This is a genomic window from Hymenobacter oligotrophus (genome assembly GCF_003574965.1).
Lineage (GTDB): Bacteria > Bacteroidota > Bacteroidia > Cytophagales > Hymenobacteraceae > Solirubrum > Solirubrum oligotrophum.
Window position 1 is genome coordinate 3,654,282 of record NZ_CP032317.1, and the last position, 13,827, is coordinate 3,668,108.

Annotated in this window: 10 protein-coding genes; 4 read left to right on the plus strand and 6 right to left on the minus strand. The window is 62.0% G+C overall.

Annotated elements, in window-relative coordinates:
- Positions 1-31 precede the first annotated feature (31 nt).
- The gene (locus D3Y59_RS15685; RefSeq protein ID WP_119445906.1) at positions 32-1,894 is read right to left on the minus strand and encodes a hypothetical protein; all 1,863 of its coding nucleotides are present in this window, start codon (positions 1,892-1,894) and stop codon (positions 32-34) included.
- Between the two features lie 135 nt (positions 1,895-2,029).
- On the opposite strand from D3Y59_RS15685, the gene D3Y59_RS15690 reads away from it, so the two are divergent.
- Together D3Y59_RS15690 and D3Y59_RS15695 are read left to right on the plus strand one after the other, a co-directional pair.
- Positions 2,030-2,794: an alpha/beta fold hydrolase gene (locus D3Y59_RS15690; RefSeq protein ID WP_119445907.1), complete on the plus strand. Its 765-nt coding sequence runs from the start codon at positions 2,030-2,032 to the stop codon at positions 2,792-2,794.
- Complete coding sequence (locus D3Y59_RS15695) at positions 2,794-3,093, plus strand: hypothetical protein (RefSeq protein ID WP_119445908.1); 300 nt, start codon at positions 2,794-2,796, stop codon at positions 3,091-3,093. The genes D3Y59_RS15690 and D3Y59_RS15695 overlap by 1 nt, the downstream gene beginning before the upstream one ends.
- 150 nt (positions 3,094-3,243) lie before the next feature.
- Here the strand turns inward: D3Y59_RS15695 and D3Y59_RS15700 are convergent, their stop codons facing one another.
- Positions 3,244-4,371: a TonB family protein gene (locus D3Y59_RS15700; RefSeq protein ID WP_162910838.1), complete on the minus strand. Its 1,128-nt coding sequence runs from the start codon at positions 4,369-4,371 to the stop codon at positions 3,244-3,246.
- A 65-nt stretch (positions 4,372-4,436) separates the two neighbouring features.
- Positions 4,437-5,432 (minus strand): aspartate-semialdehyde dehydrogenase, encoded by a 996-nt coding sequence (locus D3Y59_RS15705; RefSeq protein ID WP_119445910.1) that lies wholly within the window; start codon positions 5,430-5,432, stop codon positions 4,437-4,439.
- Positions 5,433-5,525: 93 nt separating this feature from the next.
- Between D3Y59_RS15705 and D3Y59_RS15710 the strand changes: the two genes are divergently transcribed.
- Both D3Y59_RS15710 and D3Y59_RS15715 read left to right on the plus strand, forming a co-directional pair.
- The gene (locus D3Y59_RS15710) at positions 5,526-8,135 is read left to right on the plus strand and encodes a lamin tail domain-containing protein (protein ID WP_119445911.1); all 2,610 of its coding nucleotides are present in this window, start codon (positions 5,526-5,528) and stop codon (positions 8,133-8,135) included.
- Between the two features lie 331 nt (positions 8,136-8,466).
- A complete protein-coding gene (locus D3Y59_RS15715) occupies positions 8,467-8,871 on the plus strand; it encodes an SPW repeat domain-containing protein (RefSeq protein ID WP_119445912.1) in 405 nt (134 codons plus the stop codon).
- An 83-nt stretch (positions 8,872-8,954) separates the two neighbouring features.
- Here the strand turns inward: D3Y59_RS15715 and D3Y59_RS15720 are convergent, their stop codons facing one another.
- The 3 genes from D3Y59_RS15720 to D3Y59_RS15730 form a co-directional block, all read right to left on the minus strand.
- Positions 8,955-9,812: a transporter gene (locus D3Y59_RS15720; protein WP_119445913.1), complete on the minus strand. Its 858-nt coding sequence runs from the start codon at positions 9,810-9,812 to the stop codon at positions 8,955-8,957.
- Between the two features lie 105 nt (positions 9,813-9,917).
- Positions 9,918-12,182 (minus strand): TonB-dependent receptor, encoded by a 2,265-nt coding sequence (locus D3Y59_RS15725; protein ID WP_119445914.1) that lies wholly within the window; start codon positions 12,180-12,182, stop codon positions 9,918-9,920.
- A 105-nt stretch (positions 12,183-12,287) separates the two neighbouring features.
- Positions 12,288-13,676 carry an Nramp family divalent metal transporter gene (locus D3Y59_RS15730; RefSeq protein ID WP_119445915.1) on the minus strand — a complete coding sequence of 463 codons (1,389 nt, stop codon included), beginning with the start codon at positions 13,674-13,676 and terminating at the stop codon, positions 12,288-12,290.
- Positions 13,677-13,827 lie beyond the last annotated feature (151 nt).

Consider the following 13,827-nt stretch of genomic DNA (forward strand, 5'->3'; position numbering starts at 1 on the left):
GCGTGGCCCGGGCAAAGAGCCGCCGCCAGGGTTAAAACTCGAGCAGGCGCTGCGCCGCATTCCAGCGCAGCGACACCGACGGAATGATGGTGTTGCCGAACAAGTTGCTGTTGCGCGCAATTAGCTTGGCATCGAACCAGAGGTTGTGGCGGGCTTGCCAGGTGGCCGTGAGGTCGGCGTGCAGCAGGTTGTGGCGCTGGCCATCGGCAGTGCGGTAGCCGTAGTCGAGGAGGTTGCCGGCGGCGTCGCGCGGGCGGGTGTTGTACGAGCGCAGCACGTTGGAGCCCAGGTTGGTGCCCTCGGCGCGGTCGTCGAAATCGATGCCCTGCTGCACGTAAAAGGCCTTGCCCACCAGCGTGAGGCGGGGCAGCGGTTGGTAGGTGAGCACGCCCAATACCTCGCGCAGGTTGGCGCCCATGGGGTGCGCTAGCGGCTGGCTGTAATGCTGGTAGGCGCGGTACAAATCGGCGTGCTGGTAGGTGTAAGGCCGGATGTAGTTGAACTCGACCTGCAAATCCAGGTTGCGCAGGCCCAGCACATCGATGTACTTGCCGCCCAGTTGCACCGATTGCTTGTTGCCCCACCAGCCGTTGCCGGCCCGCACCTGGCTTACAATCAGCTCATCGAGCACGACTTGCCCGTAGAGCTGGCCGCGCCGCAGGATGTTCCACTTGAAATCGAGACCCAGGATGGCGTTGTCGTTCGAGCCCACCTGCTGCTCGATGGTGCGGTAGAAGATAAGCGGGTTGAGGTACTGCAGCTCGAAGCGGCCCTTACTGCGCCCAAACATCACCGACTCGAACACGCCCACGTTCAGCGACGGCGTGATGTCGAGGCTGAGGTGGTGAAACGCCATGTACTTCTTCTGGAAAATGGTGTCGCGGTTGGCGCGCTCGGCCGTCAGCTCCGCGAAGATGTTCTGGTAGTTGAACTTCCAGATGCGCGTGTTCAGCTTCAGGAAGAAGTACGGCGCCGAGAAGTCGCTCATAATCAGCGAGCGGTAGCCATTGCCCACAAAGTTTCGGTCGTGGCCGAGCTGCACGTTGATGTGCTTGGTGGCCGCGTAGGTAACGTAGCCGCGCGCCGTCAGAAAGTCGTATTGGCCGCGCTTGTCCTTGAACAGCTTCCAGTACCCCTCGTGCGGCACGGCGTTGTCGCGCTCCACGCGCTGCTGCACGTACAGCGGCACCGAGGTTTGGTTATCGACGAAGTACGTGAAGAAGCCCAGGCGCTGATCGATGGTGCCCTCGAGCACGGCGCCGCGCGTGTTCACGAAGCGCAGCCCGTCGGAGTCGGTATCAGAGCCCACCTGAAAGTGCAGCACTGGGTTCACGCGCAGGGTAAAATCGGGCGTGCGCACCTGGTACAAATCGGCCTGTTCATCGCGCAGGTAGCGGCCAAACGACTTGAACACCGAGCCCCCGGCGGCCTCGCCCGCGCCGGCACCTAGGGCGTTGTCGCGCAGCAGGTAGCGGGTGTTAAAGGCATCGGCCCGCGAAAATCCGCCCTCGGTTTGCTGGCCCTGCTGCATGCGCAAGCCCATGCGTGCTACGGCGGCGCGGTTGTAGGGCCGGTTGGCGGTATGGATGTCGCCCACCGAATCGGGCCCGTACTTAATGGCGTAGCGGTCGATGAGGCGGTACACGTCTTGGTCGAGCGGCACGTACACGGGTGCCTGCAGCGGCAGCTTGGCGTTGGTAGCCTCGGTGCGCTCGGGGGCAGGCTGCTGCGTGGGCGCGGGCGTTGCGGTTGAGGGCGTTGGTGCCGGGACCGGGGTGGCGGGTACCTGCACGGTATCGGCGGGCTGGGGCTGAGCGGGCGCGGGCACCTGCTGCGCAAAGCTCGCCGTAGCTGGGGCCAAACCCAGTAAAATCCAGAGGAGGCGGTTGTTCATAGGAGAAAGTAAGCGGGCTGCATACGCAAACCGCTTCGGCGAAGCTACAACTCGGCCGCCGAAAAGCGCCCGGCTGCACCTAGGGCGGTACGCGCACGTTAGATTTGTGCGCCCCGCACTCCGTATACTGCCCCCATGACGACTGCCTTACCCGCCATTCTGCTGCTGCACGGCTTCGGCGAAAGCCGCGAAATCTGGACCGAGTTCACCCGCGAATTTCCCGACGACCAGTACCGCCTGCTCACGCCCAACCTGCTGGGCTTCGGTACCAACATCCACGACATCCGCGACTACTCGATGGAGGCGCAGGCCCGCTACCTGGCCGAGTACCTGCGCCAGCGCGGCTGCGAGCGGGTGTTGCTGGTGGGCCACAGCATGGGCGGCTACGCGGCCCTAGCCTTCGCCGAGCGCTACCCCAACATGGTGGCCGGCCTGAGCCTGTTCCACTCCACGGCCTTGCCCGATTCGGACGAGAAAAAGGCCAACCGCGACAAAAACATCGACTTTGTGCAGCGCCACGGCGTCGATAAGTTCATGGAGTCGTTTATCCGGCCCTTGTTTGCGCCGGCCAACCGCGAGCGGTTGGTGCAGGAGCGCGAGTTTCTGGAAGAAATCGGCAAGGCCACGCCCAAGGAAACCGTTATCGGTGCCCTGCGGGGTATGAAAGACCGCCCCGACCGCACCCACGTGCTGCGCGACGCCCGCTACCCGGTGCAGTTCATTGTGGGCAAAGAAGACGTGGCCGTAACCGTGGAAAGCGTGCTGCCGCAGCTGGCCCTGCCCGCCGAAAGCTACTCCTTGCTGCTCTCCGACGTGGGCCACCTAGGGTACTTCGAGCGCCCCGACGAAACCCGCCGCGCCGTGCTCGATTTTGCCGGCCGGGTGTTCGGCAACGACTAATGACGATGCTGCTCAACACCCAAACCTGGGAGTTTTGGCGCATGGCCTTGGGGCTTGTGTTGCTGGCCGTGGCGGGGCCGATGCTGCTGGGCGGGCTAGCCTATTGGCTGCTGAAACGCCAGTACCCGCTGTACCGGGCCAACCCCTGGCCCAGCCTGTTGGGTGCGGTGGTGCTCAATGCAATTGGGCCGAAGTTTTTGCCAATGGCTACCAGCAGCTTTTTTATGATTTTGGGGATGATAGCCTTGCCGCTCGCTGGAGGGGCCCTGGGTTACTTCTGGGTGCGCCGGCCCGTCTGATGTAAGGCACCGCAGGAATTTCTAGTACTCCGTATCGGGCGGCTCCGGCCTTGGTGCATGCCAAAGCCGGAGCCGCCCGATACGGAGTACCGCTACCTTAGGAAGTGCGCAATCTCGTGGCTTTTGTTGGTGTTGTAGCCGCCCGGGCAATTACTTTATGGTAAAAGTGAAAGGCAGTACTACAAAGCTGCGTACGGGCAGATCCCGCTCCAACGCCGGGTGCATGGGTTTCATCAGCGCCGTTACACGCAGGGCCTCGGCATCCAGCTCCGGTGAAACCGACTGGATAACGGTGGCATTGCTGAGTTGGCCGGCCTCGTCTACCTCTACCAGTACCTTCACTTCGCCCTGCGTTTGGCGACGCAACGCCCCAGTGGGGTAACGCATGTTTTTCGCCATAAACCCAAACTGTTCTTCCTTGCCGCCCACAGGCACTGCCGGCTCGCTCGGAAACAAGTGCACGTAGGGCAGCAACTCCGCGCTGCCCGTTGTGCCATTCAGCACCACTGGCACCACAACCGACCCTGCTGCGGGTTTGCCCTTTTGCTGCGCCGGCTGCCATGCATGGGTCGGCTTAAACGCGGCCCCCGCTGCGTCGAGTAGCTCTTGCAACTCGCGCTTGGTTTGGCCATTGGTAGCAAGCTGAGCCTTGGCTCCGAAGCCAGATAGCGGCCTGGCCGCAATTAGCTGGCCGTGCTCGTTCACGTCCGCTTGCACAAACACCAGCATCGAGGCTTTCTGCCGACGGGCTGCTTCCGGATAATTTAGGTTGCTTTTCAGATGAGCCTCCAACGCAGCTTGCCCGCCCACGGGCTTGGGCGGATACACCTCGGGAGCTGTGCGCGGACCGGCTGGCGGCAGCGGCGGGAGCCGGAACGTAATGGGCAGATTATAAGAGACCGGCACCGCCCGGCCCACTTGCCGGCCCGGCTCCCAAGCCGGCATTAGTTTGATTACCCGAACTGCCTCGTCGTTGAGCAATGGGTGCGGACCTTTCACAACGGTCACGTTTTCCAGAGTGCCGGTTTCGCTCACCACGAAGTTGACAAACACTTTGCCCTCGATGCGCTGCCTGAGAGCTTCCTCCGGGTATCTGAGGTTCTGACCCAGATACTCCCACATGGCGTCCATACCTCCCCGAAAATAGGGCTGTTGCTCCACAACGGTGTACACCGCGTTGCGCGTCGTTGTCCCCGATGCGCCGGAGTTAACTGATTGACCTAGGGCGGCAAAAGTCACGAACAACCCAGCACCGCAGAATAGAGAACGTAATAACATAGCCACAAAAAAAGCCCGGATACGCCAGCATTTGGGCATATCCGGGCTCAAATTTTCACTCGAGCTTACTTAATCAGCCCTTGCCGGAGCATGTACTCGGCAATTTGCACGGCGTTGGTAGCGGCGCCTTTGCGCAGGTTGTCGGCTACCACCCACATGTTCAGCGTGTTCGGCTGCGATTCGTCGCGGCGCAGGCGGCCTACCAGCACGGCGTCTTTGCCGTGGGCATCTTTGGGCATGGGGTAGCGGTTGTTGACCGGGTCGTCAACCACCTCTACGCCTTCGGTGGCTTCGAGCAGGCGGCGCACTTCGCCTAGGTCGAAGTCGCGGGCAAACTCCACGTTCACCGACTCGGAGTGGCCGCCGATTACCGGAATGCGCACCGTGGTGGCCGTAACGCGAATCGTGTCGTCACCCATAATCTTCTTGGTCTCCTTCACCATTTTCATCTCCTCTTTGGTGTAGCCGTTGTCCTCGAACACGTCAATGTGCGGCAGCACGTTCAGGTCGATGGGGTGGGGGTAAGCCTTGGAGGTTACCTCGCCGCCGGCGCGCTCCTGCATCAGCTGATCCACGGCTTTTTTGCCAGTGCCGGTTACGCTTTGATAGGTGCTCACCACCACGCGCTCCACTTTGTAGGCCTCGTGCAGCTTGCTCAGGGCCAATACCATCTGAATAGTGGAGCAGTTGGGGTTGGCAATAATCTTGTCCTCCGGCGTGAGCACGTGAGCGTTTACCTCGGGCACCACTAGTTTCTTGGTGGGGTCCATACGCCAGGCCGAGGAGTTGTCGATTACCACGGTGCCTACTTCAGCAAAGCGCGGCGCCAACTCTTTCGACACCGAGCCACCGGCCGAGAAAATGGCCACGGCCGGGCGGGCGGCAATGGCATCGTCCATGCTTACCACCGCAAACGGCTGGCCTTTGAAATGAATGGTTTGGCCCACCGATTTCTCGGAAGCCACGGGCAGCAACTCGGTTACCGGAAAATTGCGCTCTTCGAGCACTTTAAGCATCTGGCCACCCACAAGGCCGGTGGCGCCTACTACGGCTACTTTCATATTCAGTATCAGCGGAAAGCTGCTTTGGGCAAAGCAGAACGCAAAAGTCGTTAAAAGCGAAGTATTTTTGGAGAATATCTATTGCTATCCTCGATGCTGCTACGCCTACTTTACTTGTTAGGGCTGGTGCTACTGACGTTGCCAGCTACCGCACAATTATCCGAGAGTTTTGCCGACGGCGACTTCAGTCAAAATCCTGCTTGGGCGGGCGACGCAGCCGCTTTTCAGGTAAACACGCAGCAACAGCTGCAAAGCAACGGGCCAGCGGTTACGGGTTCCCAAATTCAGCTGGCCGCGCCGCAGCAAGCGGCAACCGGCACCACCTGGGAGTTTTGGGCCAATTTGCGGCTGGCTACCTCGGGCGGCAACCTGGCCGATGTGTGGCTGATTTCGGAGCAAGCCGACCTGAAAGCTGCCAACAACCGCGGTTACTTCGTGCGCCTAGGTGGCACCCCCGACGAGGTAGCCCTGTTCCGGAAGGACGCCGGCGCCAGCCCGGTGTATCTTATTAATGGCCAGGACGGTACTCTTAGCTCAGCCACCAACAACCTGGTGCGCGTGCGCGTTACGCGCAGCCCCGGCAACGTCTGGACGCTGGAGCGCGACCTGACCGGCGGCCGCGCCTTTACCGGCGAGGGTACCGCCACCGATGCCACCTACCAACGCAGCCAGTACCTAGGCGTGCTGCTCACGTACTCGGCTGCCAACAACCGCAACTTTTACTTTGACGATTTCCGGGTTACCGATGCCACGCCGCCGCAAGTGGTAAGCGCCGCGGCCGTGTCGGCCACGCAGGTTGATGTGCAGTTCACGGAGCCGCTGGCAGCGCCGTTAGCCGCCGGCTCGTTCCGGCTGGGCGGCGGCCCGGTGGCTACCGCAGCGCAGCCCGATGCAGCCGATGCCAGCCTAGTGCACCTCAGCTTCGGCAGCAACTTGCCCCTGGGTCAGAACACCCTGGAGGTGCGCAACGTGGCCGATGCGTTCGGCAATGTGGCGGCGGGGCCGCTTACCGCTGCGTTTCGGTTTAACGGGACGCTGGCAGCACCGGGCGTTAATCAGCTGCTCATCACCGAAATTATGGCCGACGAAACCCCACAGGTGGGGCTGCCGGCCTCGGAATACCTTGAACTACACAACCCTTCGGCTACCAACCAGCTCGACCTAGGGGGCGTACGTCTGCTGAAGCCCGGCAGCAGCTCGGCGGCGGTATTCCCTGCAGGCGCTGTGTTGTTGCCGGGCGAGTACGCCGTGGTGTGCGCCAGCACCCGTACGGCGCAGTTTACCGGTTACGGCAAAGTGTTCGGCCTCGCCAACTTTCCGAGCCTTACCAATACCGGCGACCAACTGCTGCTGCGCGGCCGCGACGGACGTACGCTTTTTGAGGTGCGCTACGCCGACACCTGGTACCGCGACAACCGCAAGAAGGAGGGCGGCTGGGCCTTGGAGCTGATTGACCTAGGTAACCCTTGCGGCGGCGCCGAAAACTGGCAGGCCAGCCTCGACGCCAACGGCGGCACGCCCGGCCGCGCCAACTCCGTACAAGCCGCCAACCCCGACCGCACGCCGCCGCAACTGATAGCCGCGGTAGCCGTTACGGCCACGCGCCTGCGCCTCACCTTTGCCGAAAAGCTCGATAGCACCCTTGCCAGCAACTCCGCCTTGTACCGCTTGCAGCCCAGCGGCGCGGTGCAAAGCGTGGCTGCCGTGCCGTTCGATTTTCGCACTGTGGAGCTTATCCTAGGTGCCCCGCTTGCGCCCAACCAGCCGTACACCGTGCAGGTGCAGCGCGCTACCGATTGCGTGGGCAACGCCGCGGGGCCGCTTACCTCGGCCACCATTGCGCTGCCCGTACCTGCCGCGCCCGGCGATGTGGTCATCAACGAAGTGCTGTTCAACCCGCGCTCGGGCGGCTACGATTTTGTGGAGCTGCTCAACCGCTCCAATAACTACATCAGCCTGCAGGGTTGGCGCCTGGCCCGCGAACTGCCCGATGGCTCGCTCGATGCCCACAACATCAGTCCCGAGCCGCTGGTGCTGGCGCCCGGCCAACTGCTGGTGCTCAGCGAGCGGCCCGAAACCGTGCAGGCGCAGTACCCCAATAGCCACGAGGCCACGGCTTTTCTGCCGGCCACGAGCCTGCCCTCGTTGCCCGATGATGCCGGTGTAATTGTGGTGCTCGATGCGCAAAACCGCATCATCGATCGGCTGGCCTACGCCGAAACCATGCACCTGCCGCTGCTCGATTCGCGCGAGGGTGTTTCGTTGGAGCGCATTCGGCCTGCCGGGCCCAGCGCTGCCGCCAACTTTCATTCGGCAGCCAGCAGCACCGGCTACGCCACGCCCGGCCGCCGCAACTCGCAGTACCAAGCCGAGCCCGGCGGCGACAAGCAGTTTACGCTGGAGCCAGAGGTATTTACGCCCGACGACGACGGCCAGCAGGATTTCACCACCCTGAGCTACCGCCTCGATGCGCCCGGCTACGTGGCCAGCGTAACCGTGTACGATGCCCTAGGTAGGCTTACGCGGCGGTTGGTGCGCAACGAAACGCTGCCCACCTCGGGCTTCTTCCGGTGGGATGGCCTCACCGATGCCAACCGCAAAGCGGCTGTGGGCTACTACGTGCTGCACATCGAGCTTTTTCAGCCCGCCAATGGCATGCGGCGCGAGTACAAAAAAACGGTGGTGCTGGGGGCGCGGCTCTAGCGGCTAGGCCGGTACGCGGCACCTAGGGCTTGGGCAACCGCCGATAAAAGCCGCGTTGCGTCGAGCGCAGCCCGGTGGTTTCGGCTGCTGGCGCCTCAGGATGACAGTTACTATCCAGCGAGATGTCTCGACGGGGCTCGACATGACGTTCTGGGGCGCGACGTGACGCGACCTGGGCAAGCAGCAATTATTACGTCTTTCAGCTGTGCACTGCTGCCACGCCGACCGGCCAGAACACCTAGAAAAGCAAGCTGAGCAATATCCATTTGGTTGTCAGGGCGTAAGAATAGGCAGATTGCAAGGTCCCATCTTTAATTATATCCGACCAACCATGAAAATTCTGTCACCTTCCGCCCACGGCGTGCTCGACTACATAGTTTCCATGTTCTTCATCATGGCTCCGCTGCTGTTCGATTTGCAGCACCCGTACTCCACGGCGTTCTATACGTTGGGGGTTGGCTACCTGCTGGTTGCGCTGCTCACCGACTATCCGCTCGGCTGGATGCGCGTTATTCCGTTTCCGCTGCACGGGGCCATGGAGCTGGTGAGCGGTCTGGTGTTCATTGCGTTGCCGTTCATTTTCGGCTTCTCCGATACCGAACCGGCCGCCCGTAACTTGTTTATCGGCTCGGGCATTGCCTTTGTGCTTTCGTGGTTGGTTACCGACTGGAAAGCCGCGCACGGCCACAGCCGCACCGGTACCCTGCTCACCGACGCCGGCGAAATGCGCCACTAAGCAACCCTGCCTGCAAACCAAAGCGGCCGGACTACCCTAGGTGGTCCGGCCGCTTTTATGTATCGGCACCTAGGGCCTCGGGGCTAGCGCCGCACCGTAAAGCCCACAAAAAACTCGCGGTCCATTTCGCGGTTCAGGGCAAAGTGCCCGCCGAAATCGAATTGCAGGTTGTCGGTGAAGTTGATGATGGGCGCCACGTTGATGGAGCTGCGCCAGCCCGAGTGCTGCGCGTCCCACTTCGTCACGCCCTCGAGCAGCAGCGAGAGTTTGTCGTTCACTTCGTAGTCGACGGCCACCGAGGGCATCACGCGCAAAAAGTGCTCGGCGGCGTCGCGGTCGTAGTTAACGTCGGCAATCAGCTGGGTTTCAAGGTTCCACTTCTGGCCAATGTGCCAATCGACGGGCAGCACCACGCCGCCCTCTACGCCGCCGCTGCCGGCCGCGCCGCCGGTGGGCAGGCGCACAAAGCCTACCACCGCCACGGCCACCGGACCCTCTTGGTCGTCGCCGATAAAGTTGTGCTTCAAGCGCACCGAAAGGTCGCCAAAGCCGCGGTTGCTGCGCCACGTGGGCTCGTCGGCCATGCGCTCCTTTAGCACGGTGTAAAGCGGTGCTTCCAGCTGCACATCGGTGCGGCGCCACAGGCCCAGCTTGGCCGTTACGTAGGCCGCTTTCCATTGCCGTTCGCGCTTGTCGTCGTCGCGGCGGTTTATCAGGCGCAGTATGTCGGTTTCTACCTGCAGGTGGCCGGCATCCACGGTAAAGGGGCTTTCCGTTACGCCGGGGCGGTCGGGGCGCAGCTCGCGCAGTTGGTTGCGCGGCACGGGTTTAAACAAGTGAAATCGGGCCGAGTCGTACGGCGACGATGCGGGGCCGCTGGCTTGGGCGTGCGCCGAGGTGCACCAAGCCAAAGCGGCCAGCAGGCAAATAATGCGGTACATGGTTGAGGGAAGGAATGAAGGGGTTTTGCCCCCGCATACGCTTCTGCTTGCAAACCGGGTAACGCGCCGGTGCAGCTAGGGCGCAAATAGGGCGCAAGTCGGTATTTATAGTGCGTAGCGCATCCCCAGAAATACGCGGCGGCCCTGCACCGGGGCGTAGTTGTACTCGGTGTCGAAGGTGTAGCCGTTGGGGTTGTCCTGCTCCACGTACTTATCGAAGGGGTCGAAGGAGCGCAGCAGCACGTGGCGCGGCAAGAAGTTCAGCAGGTTCTTCACGCCGCCGTACACCTCCAGCCCTTTGCCAAGCCGCTTGGTGGCCTGCAGGTTTTGCAGCGAGTACCACGGCGAGCGGCTGGGGCGGTAGTCGTTGGGTTGCACGGGCAGCTGCATGGGGCCGTTTACCTGGCCGGTGTAGTCGATTGTAAGGCCCCAGCGCTCGGCCGTGTACGAGGCCGCGTAGGTGCCCGACAGCGCCGGGGTGTGCAGCTGCTTGATGTACTCGGTGGGCCCGTCGGGGGTGCGCTGCTCGCGGCGGTACACATCCAAGGCCGTGATGCCGGCCATAATTTTCACCTGCGTACCTAGGGCCAGGTCGGCGTTTAGGCTAGCCCCACGCGATACGGCAAACCCGCGCAGGTTGCGGTACACAATCTGGTTGGGGTCGGTATCGTAATCGGGCGTGATTTTGTTCGTGAAGTACGTCCAGAACAAGCTGCCGTCGAAGGTGAGCGAGCCGGTGGCCGTGCGCAACTGGTGCGTGTAGTTGAGGGTGGTGTTCCAGGAGCGTTCGGGCCGCAGCTGCTCCTCTACCACCACGGTGCGGGCCCCGGTAAGGGCGGCGTGGTCTTCGGTAAACAAATTCACCACCCGAAAGCCGTTGCCCACGCCCAGGCGCAGCACGCGGCTGCCGTCGTCGGTGCCCCACTTATAGTTAACCCGCGGCGACAAAATGGCGCCGTGCCGCGAGTTGTAATCGAGGCGCAGGCCCGCGAGCAGCGTAGCGTGTTCGGTGAGGCGCCATTCGTCTTGCGCAAACACGCCGGGCAGTTGCACCACGTCGGGCTGGTTGCGCACTAGGTTGTTGGTGGCTTGCTCGGTGGCGGGGGTGTTGTCGTCGTACCAAGTGTAGCGGTAGGCCGCGCCCAGCAGCAAGTTGTGCCGAATGCTGAGGGCCCGCGTCCACGTCAGCTGGCCAAACGCTACGTGCTGGGTGGCTTTGTAAAGCGTGGTGCCGTACACGGAGTTTTGGCGGTGGCGGTTGTAGGAGCCGCTCAGCATCATTTTTTGCCCCCGTACGGGCAGCTGGTATTGCCCCAGCAGCTCGTAGCGGTTGGTGTAAATGCTCTCGCCGTAAATGCTGTCGGTGCCCCGAAACTCGTTGCGCCACGGCAGCTGCCCGCCAAACCGGTCTTCGTAGTAGTAGCGGCCGGCCAGCGAGGCTACTTGGTTTTCGGGCCGCGCAAAGCTCCACTTGTTAAATACCGAGGCGCGCTTCTGCGTCGGAATGTCCGTGAACCCGTCGCGGTTCACGTCGCGGCGCTGGTCGAAGTGAAACACGTTGCCGGTGAGCAGCGAGGTAGCCTTGCCGGCGCGCAGGGTGGTGCCCAAATCGAGGTTGGTTTCGCCGTGCGAGGTGGCAAAGCCATCCACCGAAAGGCGCGAAGCCTTCTGCGGGTCTTTGGTAATTACGTTGATGAGGCCACCTAGGGCCTCGGAGCCGTAGAGCGTGGAGGCCGGGCCCTTCACCACCTCAATGCGCTCCACCATGCTGTTGGGGATGCCGCTCAGCCCGTACACCGTGCTCAAGGCCGACACAATGGGCATGCCATCGATAAGCACCATGGTGTACGCGCCTTCCAGCCCGTGAATGTGGATGTCGCCGGTGGCGCACACGCTGCAATTCAGCTGCGGGCGCACGCCGTTCACCAGCGTCAGGTTTTCGAACAAGCTAGGCGAAGGGTTTTTCTGGAAGAACTTGGGCGTGAATATCTCCACCGGTACCGGCGATTCGCTTTTCACCACCTCGCCCAGCGTGCCGCTGATTACCACATCCTGCAACTCGTTAGCCACGCCGGCCAGCAGCAGGTTGTGCTCGAGCGCGGCGCCTGGCGGCACGGTAATGGTGCGCTCGGCGGGTTTGTAGCCCACGGCCGAGGCCACTAGTTGGTAGGTGCCGGCTGGTACTTGCTTTAGGGTGTAGGTGCCGGTTTCGGAGGCGGTGGTGCCTAGGGTAGTGCCTTTGAGGGCCACGGTAGCAAAAGGCACCGGCTGCCCACCCGCGCGCACCTGGCCGCGCAGCGTGGCCGTTTGGGCCCACGTTGCACCCAGGGATGTGCTTAGGAGTACCAGAATAAGTAACAGCTGTTTCATAGCGTATTTAGGAGCGACGGCGTTTGTTATTTAGGCGAGTCTAAAACCCGCATCGGGCGCAAAAAAACGGAGCTGCCCTAGGTGGGCTGGCTCCGTTTGAGGGGTTTAGCCGAAGAACGTTTCGTACAGCAGGTATGCGTTGAGGGCAATGATGATGGCCGATACCGACCACGCTACCACCTTCACCCAGGGCTTGTTGGCAAAGGGACCCATCTTCAGCTTGTCGCCGGTAAATAGCACCAGCGGTACCACGGCAAAGCTTAGTTGCAGCGACAGGATTACTTGGCTGAGTACCAGCAACTCGCCGGTGCCTTTTTCGCCGTACAGCAGCGTTACCACAAAGGCCGGTACCACAGCAATCAGGCGCGTAATGAGGCGGCGCAACCAGGGCTTTAGCTTCAGGTTGAGGAAGCCTTCCATCACGATTTGGCCGGCCAAAGTGCCCGTAAGGGTCGAGTTTTGGCCCGAAGCCAGCAGCGCTACGGCAAACACCACGCTGGCCGCGCCCGCGCCCAGCACCGGGGCCAGCAGCTTGTGCGCGTCGTGAATATCAGCCACCTGAAACAGCCCGTTGCGGTGAAAGGCCGCGGCGGCCAGCACCAGAATGGCGGCATTCACGAAGAAGGCCATAAACAAGGCCACCGACGAATCGATGGTAGCGAATTTGATGGCCGAGCGTTTGCCTTCTTCGTCGCGCTCGAAGGCGCGCGTTTGCACAATGCTGGAGTGCAGGTACAGGTTGTGGGGCATTACGGTGGCCCCCAGAATGCCAATGGCCACGTAGAGCATGGCCGGGTTCGTCACGATTTCGGTTTTGGGTACCAGGCCGGCCGCCAAAGCTGCCCAATCGGGCCGCGAAACAAATACTTCGTAGGCAAAGCAGCCGAAAATGATGAAAATGAGGCCTGCTACCAGCACTTCCAGAATGCGGAAACCCCGGTTTTGGAAGTACAGTACCACCAGCACGTCGAGAATCGTAATGAGTACGCCCAGCGTGAGGGGAATGCCGAACAGCAGGTTCAGGGCAATGGCCGAGCCGATTACCTCGGCCAAGTCGCAGGCGGCAATGGCAATTTCGCACAGCAGCCACAGGGCCATGGCCACCGGCTTGGAGTAATGGTCGCGGCAGGCCTGGGCCAGGTCGCGGCCGGTTACAATGCCGAGCTTGGCCGCCAGGTGCTGCAGCAACATGGCAAACAGGTTCGAAATCAGGATTACCGACAGCAGCGTGTAGCCGTAGCGCGAGCCGCCGGCAATGTCGGTGGCCCAGTTGCCGGGGTCCATGTAGCCCACGGCCACCATCAGTCCCGGGCCCCAAAACGCCATCAGCTTGCGCCAAAACGAAGCGTTGCGGCCCGGCACCCGAATAGAGGCGTACACCTCGCCCAGCGAAGGCGCGTGCCGCGGGCGGCGCCAGCCCGGGTCGGCGGCTTCGGGCGCGGGCGCGGCGGCTAGCGGAGCAACGGGTGGGGTAGGGGTATTGGCAGTAAGCATCAAGTCGATAGGAGATGTCGGGGCAAAGGACGCTAAATTTTAGGTTAGCCTAAAATATTTTTTAAGCCCCCTTAAATACCGTTTGCGCGCCAAAAAGTTTCGTCGGCTTACGGCACGCATCCGTTTAGGTCGGATGTTTACGCTTCTATTG